Raw genomic sequence first — 23090 nt, 5'->3', positions numbered from 1 at the left:
GATGTTCATGCAGGTTTGAGTGGATATCTTTACATTAATCAACTACGAAGTGGAGCTAATAATGGCTGAACATCGTGGTGGTTCTGGTAATTTCGCAGAAGATCCTAAGCGCGCTTCTCAAGCGGGGCAGAAAGGGGGCGAGCAGAGCGGAGGCAACTTCGCTAATGACCCTGAAAAAGCCTCAGAAGCAGGACAGAAGAGCGGTGGCAATTTTGCCAATGACCCTGACAAGGCATCCGAGGCCGGCAAGAAGGGGGGCGAGCAAAGCGGAGGAAACTTCGCCAATGATCCCAAGAAAGCCTCTGAAGCCGGCAAGAAAGGAGGTGAGCACAGCCATGGCGGAGGCGGTAACTCCTGAGGCTGACTGACCTGATGCAAGGACGCATCTCAACCGGGAAAGGATTCCCGAATTCAAGCCGTCAACGACTCGCGAGTCGTTGACGGCTTTACTTTATTTACATGTCCTGGAGCTCAGTGCCCCTCGGGGTCATCCGCCCAGCGTTCGTCGGGGTGCACCTCATTGGTCGGCAGTACCGGATCGTAGCCTTCGGCGCGCAGTGCTTCGATGACGTCGCGGGTATGGTCGCTGCCCAGTGTCTCCAGGGTGACTTCCACTTCGGTGGCCCGCAGCGACAGGTCGGTAAAGGTTCGCTGGTGGGCGATCTGGATGATATTGGCATGCTGGCCGGCGAGCAGCTGGGTGAGCTCGGTGAGCGAGCCGGGCACGTCCGAGATACCGACCCGGATGCGGACGATACGGCCGGAGCGAACCAGGCCACGCTGAATCACCGAGGACAACGCCAGCATGTCGATGTTGCCGCCGCAAAGAACGAGACCGACCTTGCGGCCGCGATATCGCTCGGGATCAGTGAGTAGTTCAGCCAGCCCGGCGGCTCCCGCGCCTTCGGCGACGGTCTTCTCGATCTCCAGAAGTAGCAGGATGGCGCGCTCGATCTCGGCTTCGTCGACAAGCGCGATATCATTGACCAGTTCGCGCACGATCGGCAGGGTCAGCTCGCCGGGTTGCTTGACCGCAATACCCTCGGCCAGGCTGGCCAGGCCGCAGCGAATGGTCTCGCCGGCCAGCGCCTGCTTCATGGCCGGGAAGCGGTGAGTCTGCACGCCAATCACTTCGATATCCGGTTTGATGGCCTTGGCGGCCACGGCATTGCCGCTGATCAACCCGCCTCCGCCAATGGGGATCACCAGCATGTCGAGGTCAGGCACGTCCTCAAGCATTTCCAGGGCGATGGTCCCCTGGCCGGCGATGATGCGCTCATCGTCGTAAGGATGTACGAAGACCCGGTTGTGCTCGCCGGCCAGACGCCGGGCGTACTGGCCGGCCTCATCCACGCCGCTGCCATGCAGATGGACCTCGGCGCCGAAGTTGCGGGTATTGCTGACTTTCAGGCTTGGGGTATGCCGGGGCATGACGATGGTGGCATGAATGCCCAGCCGGGCCGCGTGATAGGCTACGGCTTGCGCGTGATTACCCGCCGACATGGCGATCACGCCCCGGGCCCGCTCCTCATCGGATAGCGACAGCAGATGGTTCAAGGCGCCACGCTCCTTGAAGGAGGCGGTAAACTGGTGATTCTCGAACTTGAGATAAAGCTCGCAACCGGTGAGCTGCGAGAGCGTTCGTGAATGCAGGCAGCGGGTGCGCTCCACGCTGCCTCGGATGCGCTCGGCGGCGCGGTATATGTCGTCCAGGGTGACGGTCATGTCGGGGTCTCCGTCAGCGGGGTGGCGGGCAGATGGCGAATCAGTTCACGAATATGCGCGTCCTCTACCCCCATCGCGTCCAGCGAGGCCGCCAGATTCAACAAGTAGTCACGGTTGGGACCACTCGGGCCATGCGCCCGAGCGATCTGTTCGGCGATGACGTCATGCGGAGCATCACCCAGGAAGGCCGCGTTGTCCTGTCCGGCGAGATACACCAAGCCTTCGTCTCTCTCGGTCGGCGGCTTGTTATGTAACTCGGCTTGCGACTCGGCCTGCAACGGCGTTTGCGACGCTGTCTGCAAAAAATGCAGGGTGACGATTTCGCGCAAGTAGCCGTTCTTCTCGCGTACATCCAGCGGGCCGAGGACATCGGGTTCGATACGGTAGGCCATGCCGTGGCAGATGGCGCCGGGCTGGCGGACCAGGGTCACCACGCGCCCCGGCGCCTCGGGCGTGCCGCGATGGTCATGCGAGCCCTGCCAGAAACGCCGCACCCAGCCATGTATATAGGCGGGGCGCCGCTCGTGATAGGGAAAATCGGCTTTCCAGATGAGCGAGCCATAACCGAACAGCCAGATCGCGTCATGGCCATCGAAATGGGTCATGCACTGGTTCGCGTGGGTGGTGTCGAGAGACATGGGCCTTGGATTGTCGTTATGAGGGAGGAGGCTCCATCATGCGATGTCCGGCGGGAGTTGTCGAAAGCGAAACGCTTCAGCCGCATCCGGTAGCCAGCACGACTATCGTTGGATACACGATGGTTTATAATTTTCTTACGCGTTTGCTGCGGCGCTGTGGTCGAAGCAAGCACGATCGAGCTTCTCCGGACGTCACTGTCGCGCGATTGATGAGGTGCCATGGCTGCAAAACTCCTTCTCTGGACCATCCGGGTGCTGACGCTGCTGATGGCAGTGTTGAGCGTACTGCCGATGATCCCCAGCGGTCAGTGGTGGGTGCGGCTATGGGATTTCCCGCGGCTACAGTTGACTTGGGCGCTGGTCGTGCCACTGCTGCTGCTAGCCGTACACGCGATATGGAGTCGGCCGAGGGCAGAGCACGCCGCGTGGGTGGCAGTAATTCTCGCGACGGGAGGATGGCAGTTGTCGCACATCCTGCCGTTCACGTCGGTCTGGTCGACCGAGGTCCCAACTGCCGAGTTTCAGCCCAGCGAGGCCCGGACGACCCTTAAACTGATGAGCGCGAATGTTACCTACACCAATGACCGCTACGCCGAGTTACTGGCAGTGGTCCGGCGTGAGGATCCGGACCTTCTGTTGCTGATCGAGGTCGACCGCGCGTGGGCCGAGGGGCTGGCGCCGCTAGATGAGCACTACGCGCATCGGGTCGGGGAGGTCCGTGGCGAGGGTCTGGGCCTCGTGCTCTGGTCGCGGATCCCGCTACTGGAGCAGGAGGTCAAGCATCTGGTCTCCGAGCGCCGGCCATCGGTCTTCGCGACCCTGGACGCGCCAGGGATCGGCCCGGTGCGCTATGTCGGTACCCACCCCGTCCCGCCTGGCCTGCGGGACCGGATCGGCCGCAACGACGAGAAGAGCGAGCGGCGGGACAGCCGGGTCCGCGACGCGGAGCTGATGCTCATTGCCCGCCACGTTCAAAGAGACGCGGACCACCGCTGGATCGTCACCGGGGACTTCAATGATGTCGCCTGGTCCGACGCTACCCGGCTGTTCGCCGACCTGAGCGACCTGAAGGACCCCCGCCGCGGAAGGCGGCTGCTGAGCACCTACCACGCGCAGTGGCCGCTGTGGCGATACCCGATCGACCACCTGTTCGTTTCTGACGGCTTCCATTTGATCGATCTCGACCGGGTGAGGGTACTCGGCTCCGATCACTTTGCCGTTACCGCGACACTCGCCGTTGCGAAGAAGGACCAAGCAAAGCCGGAGGCCTCTGCGGAAGAGGAGGAGCAGGCCGAGGAAATGGTCGAGGAAGGGGCCGAAGACGCTGCCGAGCACGATGTTAGCTCGTCGCAGGCGGGACAGGGGGAATCAGGGGAGAGATGACACGATAAGCACACCTAGTGAGTGGCTACCACAGCGGTTAAGCTGGCGCTGCTGCGATGCGGAACCCTTCATACCCGACCCTAGAAGGACATTACCTCCATGACCGTGATGATTCTCGGCCTGATATTGTTTCTTGGCGCCCATTCGGTGCGCATTTTCGCTGATGACTGGCGGCGCGCACAGATCCAGCGCCTGGGCGAGATGCCTTGGAAGGTGGCCTTTTCAGTCGTTTCCCTGCTCGGTCTGGCCCTGGCTATCTGGGGCTTCGGCCAGATGCGCCTCGATCCTGTCTGGGTGTGGTCGCCTCCCACGGGGATGCGCCACGCCGTGGCGTTGCTGATGATTCCCGCCTTCGTGCTGTTGGTGGCCACCTACGTGCCGGGCAATCATCTCAAGGCGAAGCTGGGTCATCCGATGGTGCTTTCGGTCAAGGTCTGGGCGCTGGCTCACCTGCTGGCCAACGGTCGACTTGGCGACATCATCTTCTTCGGCGCCTTCCTGTTGTGGGCGGTGCTGGATTTTCGCGCGGCACGTCGGCGTCCACGCCCCGCCATGTCTTCACCGCGCCTGGCCAATACCGCGGCGACAGTGGTGATCGGGCTGGTGGCGTACTATGTTTTCGCACTTCATCTGCATGTGTGGATCACCGGCGTGCCGGTGATGTGAGATAAAGGACGAGCAGTGACCGCTCAGAAGCTAGGCAGGTTTGACAGGGCTAATTAGGGCTTTTCAAGGAGAGATGAAATGAACGCCAGCAAGATCTTTCAACAGTTGATGCAACAGGCCGGCGGCAAGTCCGGGGGGCAGTCCGGTGCCGGCGGCGTGGATGTCCAGGGAATGCTGGAGGGGTTGTCGAAGCAGTTCGGCGGCGGCCAGTCGTCGGCGGGCAAGGCTGAGGGCAGCTCCGGCAGTTCTGGCTTTGACATGAAGAGTCTGCTTGGCGGCGGCGCCCTGGGCATGCTGGTGGGGTCGAGCCGGGGTCGTAAGCTGGGTGGCAAGGCGCTCAAGTATGGCGCGCTGGCCGGGGTCGGAGCACTGGCCTGGAAGGCCTGGCAGAACGCCCAGGCCAATTCCCAAACTTCGGCACAGGCCTCGACACAAACTTCGACACCGCAGGCCAGTGCCACGGCGCGTTCGAACCAGGGCGAGCCGGTGGAGCGCCTGGGAGGTGAGGCCAGCGAGCAGCGCAGCCTCGAGTTGCTGCAGGCACTGATCATGGCGGCTCGGGCCGATGGGCATGTCGATGAGCGCGAACGGGCGCTGCTCACCGAGCAGATCGACGCCATGGGCGCCGATGCGGAACTGCATGGCTGGGTCGAACAGCAGTTCAAGGCCCCGCTGGATGCCGAGGCGCTGGCGCGTCAGGCCGATTCGCCCCAGGCCGCTCGCGAGATGTACCTGGTCAGCCTTGCGGTGATCGACGAGCAGAACCCCATGGAGCGCGCCTGGCTGGACCAGCTGGCCAAGGCACTGAAGCTTGAGGCAGCAGTGGTTGAAGAACTCGAGCGCCAGGCCCGAGACGCCAGTTGAGTCTCGACACCCTCAACCTTTGGTGGGCCACCGGCTTTGGTCTGGGGCTCTCGCCGCTGGCGTCCGGCACCGCCGGTTCGCTGCTGGGCCTGCCACTGGCCTGGTGGCTGTTGGGCCGCTCGCGGCGAATCCAGCTGTCGGTTGCGGCATTGCTGCTGCTGGTCGCCGTGCCGATTTGCCATCTGGCCTCCGACACGCTCGGTGGCAAGGACGACGGGCGTATCGTCGCCGATGAATACCTGGCCTTTCCCGTTGCGATACTTGGCCAGGCAGCGGCGCGTCAGCCATTGGTGATGGCGGGCGCCTTCGTGGCTTACCGCGTGCTGGACATTACCAAGCCGCCCCCGGCGGCCCAGTTGGAAGGGGAGGCTGGCGGATTGGGCATCGTGCTCGATGACACGGTGGCGGCGTTGTACGCCTGGCTGCTGCTGGCCGCTGCGCTGGCGTTATGGCGTCGCCGTCAGGCAGACTCCGTTTCCTGAGCGCCACGGTTGCACTTCTTTACAGGACAAGTCCTTACGTACCCTTGAGAAAGGCGGGAGCTAACCTAAGCTCTGGGAGTGTGCAAGGAACCCTGTGCTGACATCATTCATTACTTGCATCCCGTAACTGGCAATGAGCCGCAAGGAGGTAGCCATGAGCCAACCCGTCGACGGTAAGCGCGTCGCCATTCTTGCCACCCATGGTTTCGAGGAATCGGAGCTGGCGGTGCCCAAGGGCAAACTCGAGCATCAGGGCATCGTGGTCGAGGTGATCTCGCCCGATGGCAAGGGCATTCGCGCCTGGGCCGAGAAGGACTGGGGTCAGACCTATGAGGCCGACAAGGCACTCGATCAGGCCTCGCCGAAGGACTATCACGCTCTGGTGTTACCGGGCGGGCTGTTCAATCCGGACACCCTGCGCCAGGACGAGCAGGCCCTGAGCTTCGTGCGCCACTTCTTCGAGGCCGGCAAGCCGGTGGGCGCGATCTGTCATGCGCCCTGGATATTGATCAATGCCGAGGTCGTAAAGGGGCGTACGCTGACCTCGTATCCCTCGGTCTCCAAGGATCTCGAGAATGCCGGGGCGCGCTGGGTCGATGAAGAGGTCGTCGTCGATAACGGCCTGGTCACCAGCCGCAAGCCCCAGGATCTCGATGCTTTCTGTCACAAGCTGGTCGAGGAGATCCGCGAAGGCCGGCATGCCGGCCAGACAGCCTGACGATCACTGTTCCTGCCGGACGAGTCGCCGGCTAATCGAGCAATGTCGAAAGACCGATACGCCTGCCGGGCAAGCCCGGCAGGCGTATTGCGTTTCAGGCCCGGCACGGTGTCGTCGCAAGCCTTAATCATGGTCGTGAGGTGGGGGAAACACCACGTCGAAGCCGCGGGCATCGAGCTGGCAAATATGACTCGGGCGTCCTTGTTCATCCAGATCCACCAGGCCGATACCGGCGCCGTTCCACAGCCGCTCGCCGGCCCTGGCGCGATCCGGGTCGCGCGGGCGGGTTTCCATGCGCCGGCGCTTGGTAAACCAGTTGAGCGGGGAGCGGGGCGAATACAGCCAGCGGTTGGCCCGGTCGAAGCCGTCCAGCAGCGTGACGGGGAAGGCGTTCTTGATGCCGCTGGAGGTGATCTGCCAGAGCTTGGGCCCTTCACGGCGCTGCCGGATGCGAATGTCGTAGACAAAGGAATAGTGAACGTCGCCGGAGAGAATCACGTAATGCCCCGGCGTGCGGGAATGGCGAAAGATATTGAGCATCACCTTGGCCGCCCCGCGATGGGCCATCCAGTTCTCGGCATCGACCAGCAGCGGTTTGCCGGCCAGCGTGAAGAGCTTCTGGATCACCTCGATCAGTTTCACGCCGAACATCGGCGCTGGAGAAACGATCACGACCGAGGGTGCATCGAGGATGTGCTGCTGAAGCTCCGACAACGCTTCCCAGTCCATCAGTCCGGAAGGACGCCGTGGGCTGCGTTCGCTGCGCCAGCGGCGAGTCCGCGTGTCCAGCACGATCAACGGCGGCGATCCCGGCACTTGGTACTCCCAGCCTTCGAAGCGCAGCAGCCGCTGGATCAACGCGTCGAGGGGCTTGCTGGGCAGCCAGCCCTGCGCCTCCGATGCCGCTTCCAGCACCTGGGCGGCCTCGTCGACGAGCGGGGCGAGGCGGTCCGGGTCGTTACCCCAGCCCTGGCAGAGCAGGTAACCAAGCAAAGCATTGCCGATGATGCGCCGCGAGAAGGGATGGCCATAGGCGGTCTGCTCCCAGTCGGCGGTGAGGTTCCAGTCATCGGTGATGTCGTGATCATCGAAGATCATCAGCGAGGGCAGGTGAGCCATGGCGCGCGCGGCGGCAGGCAGCCCGGCGATGAAAGCCTCGATGATCGTCTTTTCCGCGTTGAAACGCTGTCGGTGGGTGTCGCTCAGTGGCGGCGTGGTCATCCCGGCCAGTTGCCAGGGGATCGGCGACCATACCAGCAGATACACGGCGATGATCTCGGCGAAGCTCATCAGATGATTGTTGGCATTGGCTGAGGTGAACACGGGCTTGCGCGCGCCGCCAAAGAAGCGATCGCGCAAGGCGTTGCTTGACTCGACGTCGGGCAGAAGCTCGTAGCGCCGGTAGTAATGGGGTTCCGTGGTATGCAGGGTCCGGCTGGTGTCGATCGTCGCACCTTCCAGCACTTCATCAAACAAGCCCAGGCGGTCGATCAGCGCATGGACCGCCACCAGCAAGGGGCCTGCCACGTCGTCGGCATAGACCTGGTCGCCGGTCATCAATAACCAGGCGGGCCATTCATCGGGCCGATCGCGGCGCTCGGCCAGCCAGGCATCGGTGCGCACCAGGCCGTCCGGCCCGTCATAGTGAGGGCGCCGACAGGAGCCGTGCAGCAGGCGGTGGTGGCGCTCGGCGATCACGAAGGCGGGCCGCGTCGCGCCGTCATGCAGCAGGTGAGCGGCCCAGGCGGCAATGCCGGTGGATTTGCCGTCTGCGTCGGTAAGCAACAGGTCGTAATCGATGACGACCCCGGCCGGCAACGGTGTGGCCAGCGGCACATCGATCAGGTGCAGCCAGGCATGGCGCCCCATAGGCAAGCGTCTGACGCGACTGGCGTTGAGTGTCAGCCGGCGGGGCGGATGACCGGCAGGGCGCAGCAACAGCGTCATGTCGAGGCGATGCGACCCCACCAGCCAGATCACCAGGCGTTGCAGGGTAATACGTCTGAGCACGGGGCCCGCAAGAACCTCCGGCAGCGGCGCGTCGGGGATTGCATCGAGCGTCATGTAGCCTCCGGGGATGGTGAGCCTGATTGATTGGCTCTCTGTGGGTAGTCGTTGACGTGTTCTTTGCTGATTCTGCCTAGGTTCGCCAATCTACAGGCTGACGTCTTACATTGGCGCGGATCGACTATGATACGGTGTTAAAGCGAACTGGCCAGGGAAGCGCAGCGAGATGGCGTGTGGCTTTTCACAGCAAGGGAGCTGCCATGAAACACTTCGAAAAGACCCAACGTGTCGGACGCCAGAGCCTTTCCCTGCTGGCCCGGCTTGGTCGCCACGACCTTGCGGTGCTGCTGTGCGTGCTGGTGATGTCAGGCGGGGTCTGGGGGTTTGTCGAGCTGGCCGACGAGGTGTCCGAGGGAGACACCCAGAGCATCGATGAGACCCTGCTGCTCTCCCTGCGCAATCCTGCCGATCACACCGACCCGCTCGGCGCGGGCTGGGTAGAGGAGCTGGGGCGAGACTTTACCGCGCTTGGCGGGGTAGGCGTGCTGGTGTTGGTCTCGCTGGGCGCACTGGGCTACCTGCTACTTGCCCGGCGCTATCGTGCGGCGCTCTTTGCCTCGATCGCGGTGCCCGGCGGCATACTGCTCAGCACCTCGATGAAAGTGGGCTTTGATCGCCCTCGGCCCGACCTTGTGCCTCATGACTCCCTCGTCTACACCGCAAGCTTTCCCAGCGGCCACGCGATGATGTCTGCCGTGACCTACCTTACCCTTGCCGCGCTGCTCACCCGCGTACACCCCGAGCTGAGGCTGAAGGCCTACATCTTGGTGCTGGCGATTTTGCTCACGCTGCTGGTGGGTATCAGCCGTGTCTACCTCGGGGTCCATTGGCCGACGGATGTGCTTGCCGGCTGGACGGCCGGGGCCGCTTGGGCGGCGCTGTGCTGGCTGGCGATGCGCTGGATGCAGCGGCGTGGGCAGGTGGAGACTGAAGAGAGCTGGTCAGGCACCGATTAAACTAACTTCCCGTCAACGAACCCATTACTCTTTATTCTGCCAAGGCCAGCGCCCAGACAGCTCAACCTCCAGCGTAAAGCTGAGAAAGGTACGTATTAATACAATAATGGCTAATATGCCAACCGTTTCAAATGTCAGTTCCACTGCGACGGTATGAATGATGTCTGCCGCGACGAGGAACTCCAGGCCAAGCAGTATGCCTCGTCCGAGACGCTGGCGGACCTCACGAAATATTGTTTCGGTTTGCCCCCGCTTCTTTAGCAGCAATGGCTCAACGATTAGAGCATAGAATGCATAACCGGCAATAATGAAGATGCCAATTATCTCCATGATTGCCACGCCCCACTCTGCAATAGGCTTTACGATCTCTGACACATTTCCTCCAGAAGGGAACGACTGTAAAGGTGATTGGACTGCGCACTCGCTATTGTCTAAAATGCGCAGATGCGTTTCATAAGGCTGTTTTATAAAGTATTGCTAATATTTTTTTAACGGTCCAAGCATGGCTCGGCTGGCTTACGCAAGGTGCGTGCGCTTGCGGGTTATGCCGGTAACTTATTGCAAAGTATTGAAGCCGGCAACGTAAAGGGCCAGAGGCATTGACTCTGGCCCTATTCGTTTTCGTAAAACAATAAAGAGTGATGTTAAGCAATTAGGTCGGGGTCAACCCATTTGCTGGGCTGTCAAGAGTTGCGGCCTCCGCCATGGCTGTGTTCGCCGCCTTTCTTGCCAGCTTCAGAAGCCTTCTCGGGGTCATTGGCGAAGTTACCGCCGCTCTGTTGGCCGCCCTTCTTACCGGCTTCAGAGGCCTTCTCGGGGTCATTGGCGAAATTGCCACCGCTCTGTTGACCACCTTTCTTGCCCGCTTCACTTGTTGACATACCCTTATCGTCTTTACGCTTATCAGCCATGATAGTCTCCTTACAGTCATCCTTAACAAAGGTTAATACATTTCGAGAGCGCTTAGCTCGCTTACCTTGCAAAGCATGTATCAACCTAGAGTTTTTAGAATAGACGCTATACGGTAGCTTGCAAGCCTTTAGTTACCTGATATGTGTTTAAACGTTAATTTTTTAATTTCAGCGTTACTTATTTAAATCTGAGTTAACGTTAACTAGAGTGGTGCTGGGTATGCTGCATCAACATTGGCTGGACACGGCGAACCCCTACCCTTCGTTGAGTCATACGTCATGGGCCATAGGCGATAAAAGGTGGGCACAGATGCGTCACGCCTGGAGAAGCGGCAACCATTTCACCTTGCTCCCCGATGCCAAGCACTACTTGCCAGCGATAGTGTCAGCCATCGAAACGGCTAACGAGTCGGTGTTGTTCGAGCAATACCTGTTTGCGTCCGGACGCCTCGCTGATCGGATCAACGAGGCCTTGATCCAGGCCGCCGACCGTGGCGTTCATGTCCAGGTGCTCCTCGACCGCTACGGTGCCAAAGGCCTGAAACACCATGACCGAGCGCGACTCATGCGGGCGGGGGTGTCCCTGCGCTTGTTTAATCCGCTCTTTATGGGGCGGCTGAGCACCAACCTGACGCGCGATCATCGCAAGCTGGTACTGGTGGATCGCCGCGTGGCCTTCACGGGCGGTTTCTGCATCACGGATGATTTCCTGGAACACTGGTTTGACCTGGCAGTGCGTAGCGAGGGTCCGGTCGTTAGCGTCTGGCAGGGCCTGTTTGCCCAGCTCTGGGCTTCCTCGCTGACCCAGGGAGACGACGAGAGGCTGCTGCCGCAGGGCATGCTCAGTGACAGGAATGTCGAACCCCGCGAGCAGGGGATGATGGGTCGTGTGGTGTGGCAACGCGGACACCGCTACCAGGCGGTTCGCTTGTCTCTCCAGGCGCGCATCGCCAAGGCGGCTCGGCGTGCGTGGGTGTATACCCCTTATTTCGTCCCCACGCCTAGCCTGTGTCGTCACTTGATGGCCGCGGCACAGCGCGGCGTAGACGTACGACTGCTGGTGGCAGGCAGGCATCATGACCACCCCAGCGTGCACTACGCGGGACGCCACTATTATGGTCGCTTGCTTCGGGCGGGGGTACGTATCTATGAATACCAGCCTTCCTTCACCCATGCCAAGTTCTGCCTGGTCGATGATTGGTGCACGATCGGCTCGTGTAATTTCGATCACTGGAGTCTGCGCTGGAACCTGGAAGCCAACCTGGAGGTAGAAGACACGAGATTCGTCACGGAACTGGCCACGCTGTACAGCGAGCACATCGCCACCAGCAATGCGATATCGTCGCAGGAGTGGTCCCGACGCCCCTGGTGGCAATGGGGCCGTGAGCATACGCTGGGCAAGGTCAACGCCTGGCTGACCTTGTTGCGCTAAAGACTCGTTGCCGTCTCGCCATCGCAGTACCGCCAGCGAGGGATAGTCAGGGTTTTTTCTCAATCCCAAACGCTCTTGTATTTTTCATACTCGAATACCGGTAATGTCTCAATGTCCTCTCTAGCGAAAGGAAGGACATAATGTCTGTCACCTGGCCGCCAGCCCTGCGGGTATCCATAGAAGGGGTAGGCTCGGGGTCCCTGGCCGGTTTCGGTGTTAGCCGGTTTGATAATGATGGCCTGCATGACGCCATCCTTTGCAAAAAGTGCATCGGTAATAAGGCCGTAATCTGTACCATCTTTCATTCTTACGTAGTCATGCAAGACATCGGTGATCTTCCAGGTTCGCGGGCCGAGTGCAACATCCTCTTCCACCTCCTTGATGCGCTCAAGCTCTTGTTCGGAAACATAAGCCTCATCAAACTCCCTGAATATATCATATTCTTCGACATTGTCTTGCTGGACAGGGATTTCAACACCGTTTTCAGAAAAAACAACTTCATCCCATGGAACGGAAATGTGCCTGTCACCGCTATCCCACATGCCCCCGACTTCAGCAATGACGCCGACAATCTGGTTCTTCTGGTCAAGAAGGATATTCTTGATATCGCCTATCTCGGCTCCCTGAGTGCCGAATACCTTCGCTTCCAGCATTTTTTCAGCCCGGAAGCCTCCCTTTTCATAGATAGGCGCGTAACTCCATTCATCAATAGATCTAACATTAGTGTCGTTTGACGTTGTATCCATATCAAATTGATTAGTTCGGTCGCTGCCTTGTGTCTCCTCTTCAACTGCCTGGACCTGAGTTGCCAGTGAAAAAAGAGAGATACACATAAGTAATATTAGTGTTTTTTGATGCACATTCACTTGTGTCACCTCCAGCTGCTCGCGGCTTTGGCTAGTCAGGTTAGATGAAGTGCGGTTTGGGTGCTACTTCGATTACGCCGTGATCAGGTGTTAGTAAACATAAATAAAGTGGATGCTAAACTTCATGCGCAACGAGCTTGAATCATAGGCAAGCCATCGTGGCCGAGTTAGCGCTACATGCAAAATTAATATATGTGAATATGATTATTTGCGCGCTGGCTCGGAGGGTGCCACTTTGGAAAATAACCGGATTGATTCGTCATAAACATTGTTGTTTAACTCGAGAATGCTTGAGAGAGGAGGCAGTATGATAAATCAATATCGCTTGATTATACTCTGCATCGGTGCCTTGCCCTTTACAGTAATGGCAGCGCCTGAAAATCTGAGCGACTGGCAGGATCAGCGCAGCGATCCCTCATCGACCTGGACGATAACCCAGTTGCTGGGAGATGACGTGATCGCAGGCGAGGACACCGAGGTCGGTGAAGTTGCCGATGTGATATTCGACGATCAAGGCAACATTCAGTCGCTGGTGATCTACTCCAACGGCAATCAGGTGGAACGCGGTTTTCGTACCATCGAGTGGCCGGTGGAAGTCTTCGAGCCCAGCGATGTCTTGTTGTCCATCGGACAGCAGCCGTCAGAATTCGGCGATCAGCAGGTCACGCTTTCGCCAGGCGAGCTTTTCAGCCAGAACCAAGTCAGTGCCAGAGCCATGCTCGGCATGGGCGTACAAGTTGAAGGTTCGCCCTATGCCGAGGTCGAGGACCTGATCTTGAACGAGCAAGGGGAACTGACTAGCGCGGTCATCGGCACGGATGGTATAGAAGCCACCAATTACTGGTTACCCACCGAGCTCGGCTGGGTCACTCCGGATTGGATAATGGTCCTTCCCTACTCGCAGAGCGATATCGAGCGGACCGATTCGTATCCAGGCAATAATGGCGAGGGCAGTAATGGCGAGGACAGTAATCATGGTACGTCTTGATTAGAGAGAGTTCGCGGAGATCCAGGTCGACCGTGACGGCCGCGTCAAGTTCGAGGCGTGCGACTGAGCCCGTCGCCGGGGCCTGGCCCCGGCGCTTCCCCTATTCCCCGCCATGAAGTCCCGACAGAAAGTTCCGACATAAAGTCCGGTATGTCTGCTCTCAGGGTGCCCCTTTCCCGTATAGGGGTGTCATGGGAGCAGAGCTACCAGACGCGGCCGAGGATCTCCAGCGCAGTGGCGATGATCGGCTCCTCGCGGCGGTCACGACGCCAGATGAAGCTCAGCGCGCAGGGCAGGCGAATGCCGTCGGCAACGCACAGGCCGCGCTCCTGGCGCTCGGCCATGGCCAGGGCGTCGCGTGAGAGGCTCAGGCCCACGCCGGCGCGGACCAGATCGAGCATGCAGACCTCCTGATCCACCTGAGCCACGCCGTTGGGGGTAAGCCCCAGCGGTGCCAGCACCCCTTGCAACAACCGGTGGTGGACGGAATCCGTTGGCGTCACGATCCAGGGCAGGGCGGCGAGGCTCGCCCAGTCGGCGCTTGCCAAGCGATTGCCCCAGCCCGCCGGGGCGATGACATGGTAATGAAAATGGGTCAGCTCACGGTGGACGACGTCCGGCTCACCGGTGCCTTCGCCGGGGGCAGCGAGGAAGAAGCCGACGTCGAGCTCGCCGCGTCGAACGCGCTCCAGGACGCTACCACTCATACCGTGATGCAGCTCGGTCTCCAGCTGCGGGGCGCACTCCACCAGGCGATGCAGGAAGGCGCCCAGGCGGATGAACTCAGGGTCGACGATGGTGCCGATCTTTAGCCGGCCGTGCAGGGTGTGATGCAGGGCTTGTGCGCGCTGGTGAAAGGCCGCCATCGCGGCCAGGGTCGTCTCGGCGGCGGGCAGCAGCGCGTGACCGTCAGCCGTCAGCGTGAGCCCCTGGGGATGGCGCTGAAACAGCGTCAGAGCGAGCGATGTCTGCAGCTGCTTGAGCTTGAGGCTGACCGCCGGCTGTGTCAGATGAAGCCGCGTGGCGGCCCGAGAGACGCTGCCTTCATGGGCGACCATAACGAAGGCTCGGAGTGCCTGGAGATCCTGCATGATGAAGGCCTGAGACAACGCGATATAAGATAACTTTATATCCCGGTTCGAGATTTCTCAATTGCTACCTGCGGTCACCCCGGTAAGCTGGCCTGATACCTTCTTGCATCCATCGCGCAGGCATTGCGATCGGTGCCGATCACAACTCACAACTCACGAGGCCACCATGACCACAGCTTCCATCACGCATTTCATCAATGGGCAAATGGCCAGCGGTGATTCCGGCCAGACCCAGAATGTTTACAACCCGGCCACCGGTAAGGTCAGTGGGCAAGTAGCCCTGGCCTCGCACGGCGATGTCGATCAGGCGGTGTCTGCGGCCAAGGCGGCGTTTCCGGCCTGGGCCGACACCCCGCCGCTGCGTCGCGCCCGGGTCATGTTCCGTTTTCTCGAACTGCTCAACGCGCACAAGGATGAGCTGGCGCGCGCGATCACCCTCGAGCATGGCAAGGTCTTCACCGACGCCCAGGGCGAAGTCGCCCGCGGGATCGATATCGTCGAGTTTGCCTGCGGCATTCCACAACTGCTCAAGGGCGACTACACCGAGCAGGTCAGCACCGGCATCGATAATTGGACGATGCGCCAGCCATTGGGCGTCGTCGCTGGTATCACACCCTTCAATTTCCCGGTCATGGTGCCGATGTGGATGTTCCCCATCGCCATTGCCACGGGTAATACCTTCATCCTCAAGCCCAGCCCGATCGACCCCAGCGCCTCGCTGCTGATCGCCGACCTGCTCAAGCAGGCGGGCCTGCCGGATGGCGTTTTCAATGTGATCCAGGGCGACAAGGCCTCCGTGGAGGCGCTGATCGAGCACCCGGACGTCAAGGCGCTGTCCTTCGTTGGCTCCACGCCGATTGCCAACCTGATCTACGAGCGCGGGGCCCATCACGGCAAGCGCGTCCAGGCGCTGGGCGGGGCCAAGAACCACATGGTGGTCATGCCCGATGCCAACCAGGACAAGGCTGTCGATGCGCTGATCGGCGCGGCTTACGGCTCCGCCGGCGAGCGCTGCATGGCGATCAGCGTGGCGGTGCTGGTGGGTGATGTCGCCGACACGCTGGTGCCGCGACTGGCCGAGCGGGCAAAGTCCCTGACGATCAAGAACGGCATGGAACTTGACGCCGAGATGGGCCCCATCGTGACGCCCCAGGCGCATCAGCGCATTACCGGCTATATCGAAAAGGGCGTGGAAGAGGGCGCCAAGCTGGTCGTCGACGGCCGCAACTTCGATGCCTCGGGCAGCGGTGACGACTGTGCCGAAGGCTTCTGGATGGGCGGTACCCTGTTCGATCACGTCACCCCGGAGATGACCATCTACAAAGAGGAAATCTTCGGCCCGGTGCTGGTCTGCGTGCGGGTGCCGGATATCGCGACCGCCATCCAACTGATCGATGACCATGAGTTTGGCAACGGCGTGAGTTGCTTCACCGAGAGCGGCAGCGTGGCCCGCGAGTTCGGCCGCCGCATCCAGGTCGGCATGGTCGGCATCAACGTGCCGATTCCGGTGCCCATGGCCTGGCACGGCTTCGGTGGCTGGAAGCGCTCGTTGTTCGGCGATACCCACGCCTACGGCGAAGAGGGCGTGCGCTTCTATACCAAGCAGAAGTCGATCATGCAGCGTTGGTCCGATTCCATCGACGCCGGGGCCGAATTCGTCATGCCGACCTCCAAGTAAGCTGCCGGAGCGTCGGTCATGTCTGAGTCAACCCAAGCATTCGACTACATCATCGTGGGGGCCGGTACCGCCGGCTGCCTGCTGGCCAACCGCCTGAGCGCCGACCCGGCCAACCGGGTACTGCTGATCGAGGCGGGTGGCCGCGACAACTACCACTGGATCCATATCCCCGTGGGTTATCTCTACTGCATCGACAACCCGCGGACCGACTGGTGTTTTCGCACCGAGCCCGACCCGGGCCTCAACGGCCGTACCTTGATCTATCCGCGCGGCAAGACCCTGGGCGGCTGCTCCAGCATCAACGGCATGCTCTATATCCGGGGCCAGTCGCGGGACTACGACCATTGGGCCGAGGTTACCGGGGAGAACGCCTGGCGCTGGGACAATTGCCTGCCGGATTTTACCCGGCACGAGAGTCATTATCGCCTGGACGAGGGCGGTGACGCCGATAACGCCCACCGCGAGTATCACGGCCAGGGCGGCGAGTGGCGGGTGGAGAAGCAGCGCCTCAAGTGGCAGGTGCTCGATGACTTCGCCACGGCAGCCGTGGAGGCCGGCATTCCGCGCACCCGCGATTTCAACCGCGGCGACAACGAGGGGGTCGACTACTTCGAGGTCAATCAGCGCTCGGGCTGGCGCTGGAATACCGCCAAGGCGTTCCTGCGTACGGCCGAAAAGCGCGCCAATCTGACGCTTTGGCACTCCACGCAGGTGTTGGGGCTGATTCTGGAACGAGGAAGCGAGACGGCGCCGGGTGGCGAAGTGCGTTGTCAGGGGGTGCGCGTCGAGCGTGAGGGCAAGGAGGTGGTCGCCCAGGCGGACCGCGAGGTGATTCTCTCCGCCGGCGCCATCGGCTCGCCGCAACTGCTGCAGCTCTCAGGAATTGGCCCGGCCGACCTGCTGGCCGAGCACGACATTCCGCTGGTAGCCGACCTGCCCGGGGTGGGCGAAAACCTGCAGGACCACCTGCAGATCCGCTCCATCTACAAGGTCAAGGGCGGCAAGACGCTCAATACCATGGCCAACTCGTGGGTGGGCAAGGCGAAGATTGGCCTGGAGTATGTCCTGAAACGCTCCGGTCCCATGAGCATGGCGCCGTCGCAGCTGTGCGCCTTCACGCGCAGCTCCGACGCGTATGCGCACCCCAATCTCGAGTACCACGTTCAGCCACTGAGCCTGGAAGCCTTCGGCCAACCGCTGCACGACTACCCGGCGATCACCGCGAGCGTGTGCAACCTCAACCCGACCAGTCGCGGCACGGTACGCATCAAGAGTCGCGATCCCCGCCAGGCGCCGGCTATCTCGCCCAACTACCTGAGCACCCCCGAGGATCGCCAGGTAGCGGCGGATTCGCTGCGGGTCACCCGGCGTATCGCCGAACAGCCGGCCTTCGCGAAGTATTCGCCCGAGGAGGTCAAGCCGGGGATGGCGTACCAGAGCAACGACGATCTGGCGCGGCTGGCCGGCGACATCGGTACCACTATCTTCCATCCGGTGGGGACTGCCCGGATGGGGCGGGACGACGACGCCATGGCGGTGGTCGACCCGCATCTCAGGGTGCGTGGCGTGGCGGGGCTGCGCATCGTCGATGCGAGTGTCATGCCCACCATTACCAGTGGCAATACCAATTCGCCGACGCTGATGATCGCCGAGAAGGCGGCGAACTGGATTCTCACCGGCGAGTGAAGTGCCATCACCTGGCGGGATACGACAACGGCAGGCCATTGGCCTGCCGTTGTCGTGTTGGTGGCTGCTACCCGGCCCTAGACCAGGTCGCGATCATCCTTATTGGCGGCGCGCATGTCGCGCCACACGGCCCGGCAGATCAGGGCCAGCACCCCAAGGGTCAGGGCGGGCCAGACGAGGACGTAAGCGCCGTAGATCAAGGTCTGCATGAAAGCATGCTCCTATGTCGTTGAGGGGGCGTTGTCGGGGCCGGCAGAGCCGCCGGCCCGAACATCTGCGTAATTCAGTATTGCTCGGCGAAGCCCGGGGCAGCGCCGCCTCGGGCCGGACGCTCGTCCGTCGGCTGGTGGTCGTCATAGTTGCCGACCCGCTGGCGAATGGTGTCGAAGTCGAAGCGCTGCGGGCTGGCGAGGCTCATCAGGGTACAGACCAGGGTACTGGCGCCGTAGGCGGTCAGCGAGGCCAGCAGTACGGTGTAGTCGCGCAGGAAACCGGTGGCGAACACCAGCATGGCGAGGCCGGCCAGCACGCCGGCAATGGCGCCCAGACGCCTGCCGCAGAAGCCGAAGACCATCAAGGCGATGATGATCCCGCCCCCGATGCTGGCGAGGATCTCGAAGAACAGACCAGCGCCGCCGGCGAGCGGCACCAGCTCGAAGCGTGCAATACAGAACAGCACCATGGCGACCAGCACCGAGGTGGTGAAGGCGGCATTGGTCACGCGATCCCAGAAGCAGCTGGCGATCACCGGGAAGACGATGGCGCCCCATAGTGCGCCGACGAAGACCAGCATCACCAGGATATCCAGGGAAAAGCTGGCGAAGACGATCCCCACCATGGTGGCGACTACCATGGTCAGCCGGCCGATCAGCAGCATGCGTTTAGGATCTGCCTTGCCGCGAGCGATGTTCTTGCCGTAGACGTCGGCCATGATGATCGCGGAGAGCGCCGAGAGATCCGAGTCGGCGGTTGAGGAGAGCGAGCCGATCACCAGGATGAAGAAGAGTCCGATGAACACCGGGGGCAGATAACTCGAGACCATCTGCGGAATCAGGTTGTTCATGTCACCGTTCATCGGCTCCACGCCGAGTGTCAGTGCCATCAGGCCGATCATGCCCAGGCCAATGACGATAGCGCCGTAGCCTACGGTGGCAGTAATGAAGGTGGGCTTGATGTGGCTCTCGTTCACCGCGAACAGACGCTGGGAGATGGTCTGATTGCCGATGGCATAGGCCAGCACGGCTACAAAGAAGGGAGCTCCCTGTTCCAGGATGGCGGTCATCGAGAAGAGGTTGGATTGTTCGGCTGTGAGATTGTCGAGGCCGGCCACCATGGCGCCAGGCCCCCCCATGGCGAACAGCACCGCCGGGATGATCACCACGGCGATGGCCATTAACGCCACCAATTGGGCGAAGTCGGTGAGCACCGAGGCGCGAAAGCCCGACCACAGGGTGTAACCGAGCACCCCGACCCCGGCGATGATGACCCCCGCCTGGAACGAGAGCGGCGAGAGCACGGCTACCAGGGCGCCGGCGGCGGTGAAGTTGACCATCAGGCTGATCACGCTGCCCATTACGTTGGAGAGTGCCAGGATCAGCTGGCTCGAAGAGCCATGGCGCGCATGAATCAGCTCGCCCAGGGTATGCGCGTTGGGTGCCAGCTTGCGGAATCGCCTGCCGAAGGGATAGATGAACAGGATCATCAGTGCCCCCCACAGGCCGTAATGTAACGGGCCGGAGACGCCATAGGTGTAGCCGGAGGTGGCGGCAGCGTAGAAGGAGGCCGCCCATATCCAGGTGGCGGTCATGCTGGCCGCCCCCATGCCGAAGCCGATGCGGTGATTGGAGACCATGTAGGCGTCGGTATCTTCCTGAGGCTTGCGGATCTTCAGTGTCAATAGGTAGGTCCCGCCGTAGAAGGCGGCGAGCAGCAGCAATACCGTCAGGGTGGAGAATTGATAGAAGTCAGGATCGTTCACGGAGTTCCTCGCAGTGATTCAGTACGCCGACATGATGCGGTCGGCACAGAGTGGTGTCTGACCATTGCGGACAATGGCCGGCAGGGGGCGCCGCCCGGTAGGGAGTGCAGAACACACACCGGCCCCGTGCTGAATCTGTCAGGCAGTCAGCGGGGGTAACGGGCTGGCAATCCGGCCGCAGGGCGGCCGGGGAGTGGCCTCAGGGGTCGCCCTTGTCGCTCAGGGCAGCCGCTATGTCGGGCCGGGGAAACGGGTGGGAGGCGCTATCCTTGAGGGCAAGTGTTGCCGTCATGGATTCCCTTGTTGTCGAGGGCGTCATGAACATGAGCATTCAAGCGTATCGGTGATCCGGCCGCCGTGGTCGGTGTGGCCAGCGGCCATGATACAATTTTTGTATACAATATGGCCTTGTCTGCCAGCTACCTTACGGTTTCCCTTCCACTATGTCCAGACGCCCGCTTGGTCCAGACGCCCGCTTGTGCAGGGTAGAGGCCTGTTATCCAGAGCATGCCATCCATAACAAATAGTATTTGACCTGCGCTCGGCAAGAAGGCATGATGCGTCCAGTTGGTTAGCAAGTCGAACATCGCAAGTGGTCATCGAAACGCTCTGTAGCATCGATTTCCCGGTGAAAGTTTCTTGTTTTACCCACTGCAATTCGGGTATCTCCCGGCACAATCAAACGCTATTCGAGGATTTCGAAAATGGCTACTGGTACAGTTAAGTGGTTCAACGACACTAAAGGCTTTGGCTTCATTTCTCCGGACGACAACGGTGACGACCTGTTCGCTCACTTCTCCGAGATTCAGGCTGAAGGCTTCAAGTCCCTGCAAGACGGCCAGAAGGTTTCCTTCGACGTCACCCAGGGCAAGAAAGGCCTCCAGGCTTCCAACATCCAGGTTGTCAACTGAGCCTAATTGGCTGAGTCTGTAATGACCTAGATGTCACTGCTTTCGAGTAGTGTAAAAAAGGCCCGCGAAAGCGGGTCTTTTTGCGTGCGCGTCATTATTTCATATAATATTTAAGTCTTAAAAAATTATTAAAAATAACTTTTTAGAATAATCCGATGGCCTCACAATGGCTGCTTTGCCTGTTGTGATGGATCTGCTTCATGACGCTGGATGCCTGGCTCGCCCTCATCGTTGTTACCGCTGTCTTTCCCATGATGGCGTTCTCCCGCCTTGGACCCGATATCGTGCTGCTCGGCGCGGTGATCCTGCTGCTGACCCTGGGTGTGATCGAGCCCGACCAGGCGCTGGCAGGCTTCTCCAGCAGCGGGCTGTTCACCGTGGCGTTCATGTACGTGCTGGTCGCGAGCATCCGCGAAACGGGCGGCATCGACTTGATCATCCGTTACGTGCTCGGGCGGCCGCACGGTGAGTTCAAGGCACTTATACGCCTGTTACTGCCGGTGGCCTCACTCAGCGCGTTTCTCAACAATACGCCGGTGGTCGCAACCTATATTCCTGCGGTCCTGAGCTGGAGCCGACGGCTGCCGCTGCCCGCTCACCGCCTGCTGATGCCATTGAGCTTCGCTTCCATTCTGGGTGGCACCATTACGCGTTTCGGCACCAGTACCAACCTGGTGGTGCATGGCCTGCTGATTGATCGCGAGCCTCGGCTTGCCATGGGGTTGTTCGATATCGCCTGGGTAGGAGTGCCGGTCGCGATAGCCGGTCTGGTTTACCTGGTCGTGCTGGGTCCCAGAATGCTTCCGGCGCGGCGCGGTGCCGCGGCGTTGTTCGAGAATCCGCGCGAGTTCACCATCGAGATGGAAGTCGATACGGCGGGCCCGCTGGTCGACAAGACCGTGGAGCAAGCCGGGTTGCGCCATCTTCGCGAATTGTTTCTGGTCGAGATCGAGCGCGAGGGCAACGTGGTCAGTGTGGTCGGGCCCGGGGAGCGCCTGAAGGGTGGCGACCGGCTGGTCTTTGCTGGTACCAGCGAAGGGGCGGTGGATCTGCAGCAGGTTCGTGGCCTGGTGCCATCGCGTCATGGAGCGTCGAGCCTTGAAAAGGATTTCAAGGAGCGCCGTCTGGTGGAGGCCGTGGTGTCCAACCAGTGCCAGTTCGTCGGTCAACGGATTCGCGACGGGCATTTTCGTACGCTCTATGGCGCCGCGGTGCTGGCGGTGTGCCGCGGTGGCGAGCGAGTCGTTGGCAACCTCGGGCAGGTGCGCCTGCAAGCCGCCGATGTACTGCTGCTGGAGGCGCGTCCGCCCTTCATCGAGCGCCATCGGCAATCACGCGACTTCCTGTTGATCAGTCAGGTCAATGGCGCGGCGCGGCCGGTCCACGAGAAGGCCTGGCTGGCCTGGAGCATCCTCGCCGGCGTGGTGCTGCTGGCCTCGTTGGGCGTGATGAGCATGATGAACGCCGCAATGCTGGGCGCGGCCCTGTCGCTGCTCACCGGGTGCTGCAGCGTGGGCGCGGCCAAGCGCGGCCTGGACACGCAGGTGCTACTGACCATCGCCGCCTCCTTCGGCCTTGGTGCGGCCCTGGAGACGTCCGGCGCGGCGGGGGTGCTGGCCGAAAATGTGCTTGCCATGGCCGGCGGCAATCCCTGGGCCTTGTTGGTGGCCACTTATATCGTGGTGGCGCTGCTCACGGCGCTGGTCACCAATAATGCCGCGGCGGTGATCACCTTTCCCATCGTCATGACCAGCGCCGAGAGCCTGGGGGTCAACCCGATGCCCTTCGTCGTGGTGGTAATGTTCGCGGCCTCGGCCAGCTTTCTGACGCCCATCGGTTACCAGACCAACCTCATGGTGCAGGGGCCGGGAGGCTACCGTCTCAGCGATTTCCTGCGCCTGGGTGCCCCGCTCAACCTGCTGACGGGAGGCATAGCGCTGGCGCTGATTCCGCTTATCTGGCCTTTTTAAGCGGTGGCGGACCGTCTCGCCGCGGCGGCAGCTTTACGGTAGGGTGGCGAGGTTTTCCCACTTTTTTCGCCTGATCGTCT

22 protein-coding genes are annotated in these 23090 nt (G+C 61.1%); 13 read left to right on the top strand and 9 right to left on the bottom strand.

Annotated features, from left to right (window positions below; all coding sequences use genetic code 11):
- The first annotated feature begins 61 nt into the window (after positions 1-61).
- On the top strand, positions 62-358 hold the full coding sequence (locus BM341_RS19750) for a con-10 family general stress protein (RefSeq protein WP_089795149.1): 297 nt from the start codon (positions 62-64) through the stop codon (positions 356-358).
- A gap of 113 nt (positions 359-471) precedes the next feature.
- Here the strand turns inward: BM341_RS19750 and BM341_RS09180 are convergent, their stop codons facing one another.
- On the bottom strand, positions 472-1725 hold the full coding sequence (locus tag BM341_RS09180) for a threonine ammonia-lyase (protein WP_089795147.1): 1254 nt from the start codon (positions 1723-1725) through the stop codon (positions 472-474).
- On the bottom strand, positions 1722-2363 hold the full coding sequence (locus BM341_RS09175; protein ID WP_089795144.1) for a gamma-glutamylcyclotransferase: 642 nt from the start codon (positions 2361-2363) through the stop codon (positions 1722-1724). The genes BM341_RS09180 and BM341_RS09175 overlap by 4 nt, the downstream gene beginning before the upstream one ends.
- 219 nt (positions 2364-2582) lie before the next feature.
- On the opposite strand from BM341_RS09175, the gene BM341_RS09170 reads away from it, so the two are divergent.
- The 5 genes from BM341_RS09170 to BM341_RS09150 all read left to right on the top strand — a co-directional run bounded on the left by BM341_RS09170 (position 2583) and on the right by BM341_RS09150 (position 6476).
- A complete protein-coding gene (locus BM341_RS09170; RefSeq protein ID WP_089795142.1) occupies positions 2583-3746 on the top strand; it encodes an endonuclease/exonuclease/phosphatase family protein in 1164 nt (387 codons plus the stop codon).
- Positions 3747-3845: 99 nt separating this feature from the next.
- Positions 3846-4412 carry an NnrU family protein gene (locus BM341_RS09165; protein ID WP_089795140.1) on the top strand — a complete coding sequence of 189 codons (567 nt, stop codon included), beginning with the start codon at positions 3846-3848 and terminating at the stop codon, positions 4410-4412.
- Between the two features lie 78 nt (positions 4413-4490).
- Positions 4491-5276, top strand: a complete 786-nt coding sequence (locus BM341_RS09160) for a tellurite resistance TerB family protein (protein WP_089795138.1) — start codon at positions 4491-4493, stop codon at positions 5274-5276.
- The gene (locus BM341_RS09155) at positions 5273-5758 is read left to right on the top strand and encodes a phosphatidylglycerophosphatase A family protein (RefSeq protein WP_089795136.1); all 486 of its coding nucleotides are present in this window, start codon (positions 5273-5275) and stop codon (positions 5756-5758) included. The genes BM341_RS09160 and BM341_RS09155 overlap by 4 nt, the downstream gene beginning before the upstream one ends.
- Positions 5759-5912: 154 nt before the next feature.
- Positions 5913-6476, top strand: a complete 564-nt coding sequence (locus BM341_RS09150) for a type 1 glutamine amidotransferase domain-containing protein (protein WP_089795134.1) — start codon at positions 5913-5915, stop codon at positions 6474-6476.
- A 123-nt stretch (positions 6477-6599) separates the two neighbouring features.
- Here BM341_RS09150 and BM341_RS09145 read toward each other — a convergent pair whose 3' ends face one another.
- Positions 6600-8540 carry a metallophosphoesterase family protein gene (locus tag BM341_RS09145; protein ID WP_089795132.1) on the bottom strand — a complete coding sequence of 647 codons (1941 nt, stop codon included), beginning with the start codon at positions 8538-8540 and terminating at the stop codon, positions 6600-6602.
- A 203-nt stretch (positions 8541-8743) separates the two neighbouring features.
- Between BM341_RS09145 and BM341_RS09140 the strand changes: the two genes are divergently transcribed.
- Positions 8744-9499 (top strand): phosphatase PAP2 family protein, encoded by a 756-nt coding sequence (locus BM341_RS09140; protein ID WP_089795131.1) that lies wholly within the window; start codon positions 8744-8746, stop codon positions 9497-9499.
- A gap of 24 nt (positions 9500-9523) precedes the next feature.
- On the opposite strand, the gene BM341_RS09135 is transcribed toward BM341_RS09140, so the two are convergent.
- On the bottom strand, positions 9524-9874 hold the full coding sequence (locus BM341_RS09135) for a DUF1622 domain-containing protein (RefSeq protein ID WP_217646197.1): 351 nt from the start codon (positions 9872-9874) through the stop codon (positions 9524-9526).
- 308 nt (positions 9875-10182) lie between these two features.
- The gene (locus BM341_RS09130; protein WP_089795129.1) at positions 10183-10410 is read right to left on the bottom strand and encodes a con-10 family general stress protein; all 228 of its coding nucleotides are present in this window, start codon (positions 10408-10410) and stop codon (positions 10183-10185) included.
- Between the two features lie 310 nt (positions 10411-10720).
- On the opposite strand from BM341_RS09130, the gene BM341_RS09125 reads away from it, so the two are divergent.
- Positions 10721-11842, top strand: coding sequence for a phospholipase D-like domain-containing protein (locus BM341_RS09125; RefSeq protein ID WP_089795127.1), 1122 nt, complete (start codon positions 10721-10723; stop codon positions 11840-11842).
- A gap of 59 nt (positions 11843-11901) precedes the next feature.
- Here BM341_RS09125 and BM341_RS09120 read toward each other — a convergent pair whose 3' ends face one another.
- Entirely contained in the window at positions 11902-12717 is an 816-nt protein-coding gene (locus BM341_RS09120) for a PRC-barrel domain-containing protein (RefSeq protein WP_139232991.1), read from the bottom strand.
- 298 nt (positions 12718-13015) lie between these two features.
- On the opposite strand from BM341_RS09120, the gene BM341_RS09115 reads away from it, so the two are divergent.
- Positions 13016-13696 carry a PRC-barrel domain-containing protein gene (locus BM341_RS09115; protein ID WP_175507837.1) on the top strand — a complete coding sequence of 227 codons (681 nt, stop codon included), beginning with the start codon at positions 13016-13018 and terminating at the stop codon, positions 13694-13696.
- Between the two features lie 203 nt (positions 13697-13899).
- Here the strand turns inward: BM341_RS09115 and BM341_RS09110 are convergent, their stop codons facing one another.
- On the bottom strand, positions 13900-14787 hold the full coding sequence (locus BM341_RS09110; protein ID WP_089795241.1) for a LysR family transcriptional regulator: 888 nt from the start codon (positions 14785-14787) through the stop codon (positions 13900-13902).
- A gap of 166 nt (positions 14788-14953) precedes the next feature.
- Here BM341_RS09110 and BM341_RS09105 point away from each other — a divergent pair, with 166 nt between their 5' ends.
- Entirely contained in the window at positions 14954-16465 is a 1512-nt protein-coding gene (locus tag BM341_RS09105; RefSeq protein ID WP_089795120.1) for a CoA-acylating methylmalonate-semialdehyde dehydrogenase, read from the top strand.
- A gap of 18 nt (positions 16466-16483) precedes the next feature.
- Complete coding sequence (locus BM341_RS09100; RefSeq protein ID WP_089795118.1) at positions 16484-18151, top strand: GMC family oxidoreductase; 1668 nt, start codon at positions 16484-16486, stop codon at positions 18149-18151.
- A gap of 77 nt (positions 18152-18228) precedes the next feature.
- On the opposite strand, the gene BM341_RS19375 is transcribed toward BM341_RS09100, so the two are convergent.
- Both BM341_RS19375 and BM341_RS09095 read right to left on the bottom strand, forming a co-directional pair.
- Positions 18229-18360, bottom strand: a complete 132-nt coding sequence (locus tag BM341_RS19375; RefSeq protein WP_217646196.1) for a putative transporter small subunit — start codon at positions 18358-18360, stop codon at positions 18229-18231.
- A 74-nt stretch (positions 18361-18434) separates the two neighbouring features.
- On the bottom strand, positions 18435-20129 hold the full coding sequence (locus BM341_RS09095) for a sodium:solute symporter family protein (RefSeq protein ID WP_089795116.1): 1695 nt from the start codon (positions 20127-20129) through the stop codon (positions 18435-18437).
- Positions 20130-20833: 704 nt separating this feature from the next.
- Here BM341_RS09095 and BM341_RS09090 point away from each other — a divergent pair.
- On the top strand, positions 20834-21040 hold the full coding sequence (locus BM341_RS09090; protein ID WP_089795114.1) for a cold-shock protein: 207 nt from the start codon (positions 20834-20836) through the stop codon (positions 21038-21040).
- 200 nt (positions 21041-21240) lie between these two features.
- Positions 21241-23010, top strand: a complete 1770-nt coding sequence (locus BM341_RS09085; protein WP_089795112.1) for an SLC13 family permease — start codon at positions 21241-21243, stop codon at positions 23008-23010.
- Positions 23011-23090: the final 80 nt, after the last annotated feature.

The organism is Halomonas korlensis, from assembly GCF_900116705.1.
GTDB classification, from domain to species: Bacteria; Pseudomonadota; Gammaproteobacteria; order Pseudomonadales; family Halomonadaceae; genus Halomonas; species Halomonas korlensis.
This window is presented reverse-complemented; position numbering and strand designations above follow the sequence as displayed.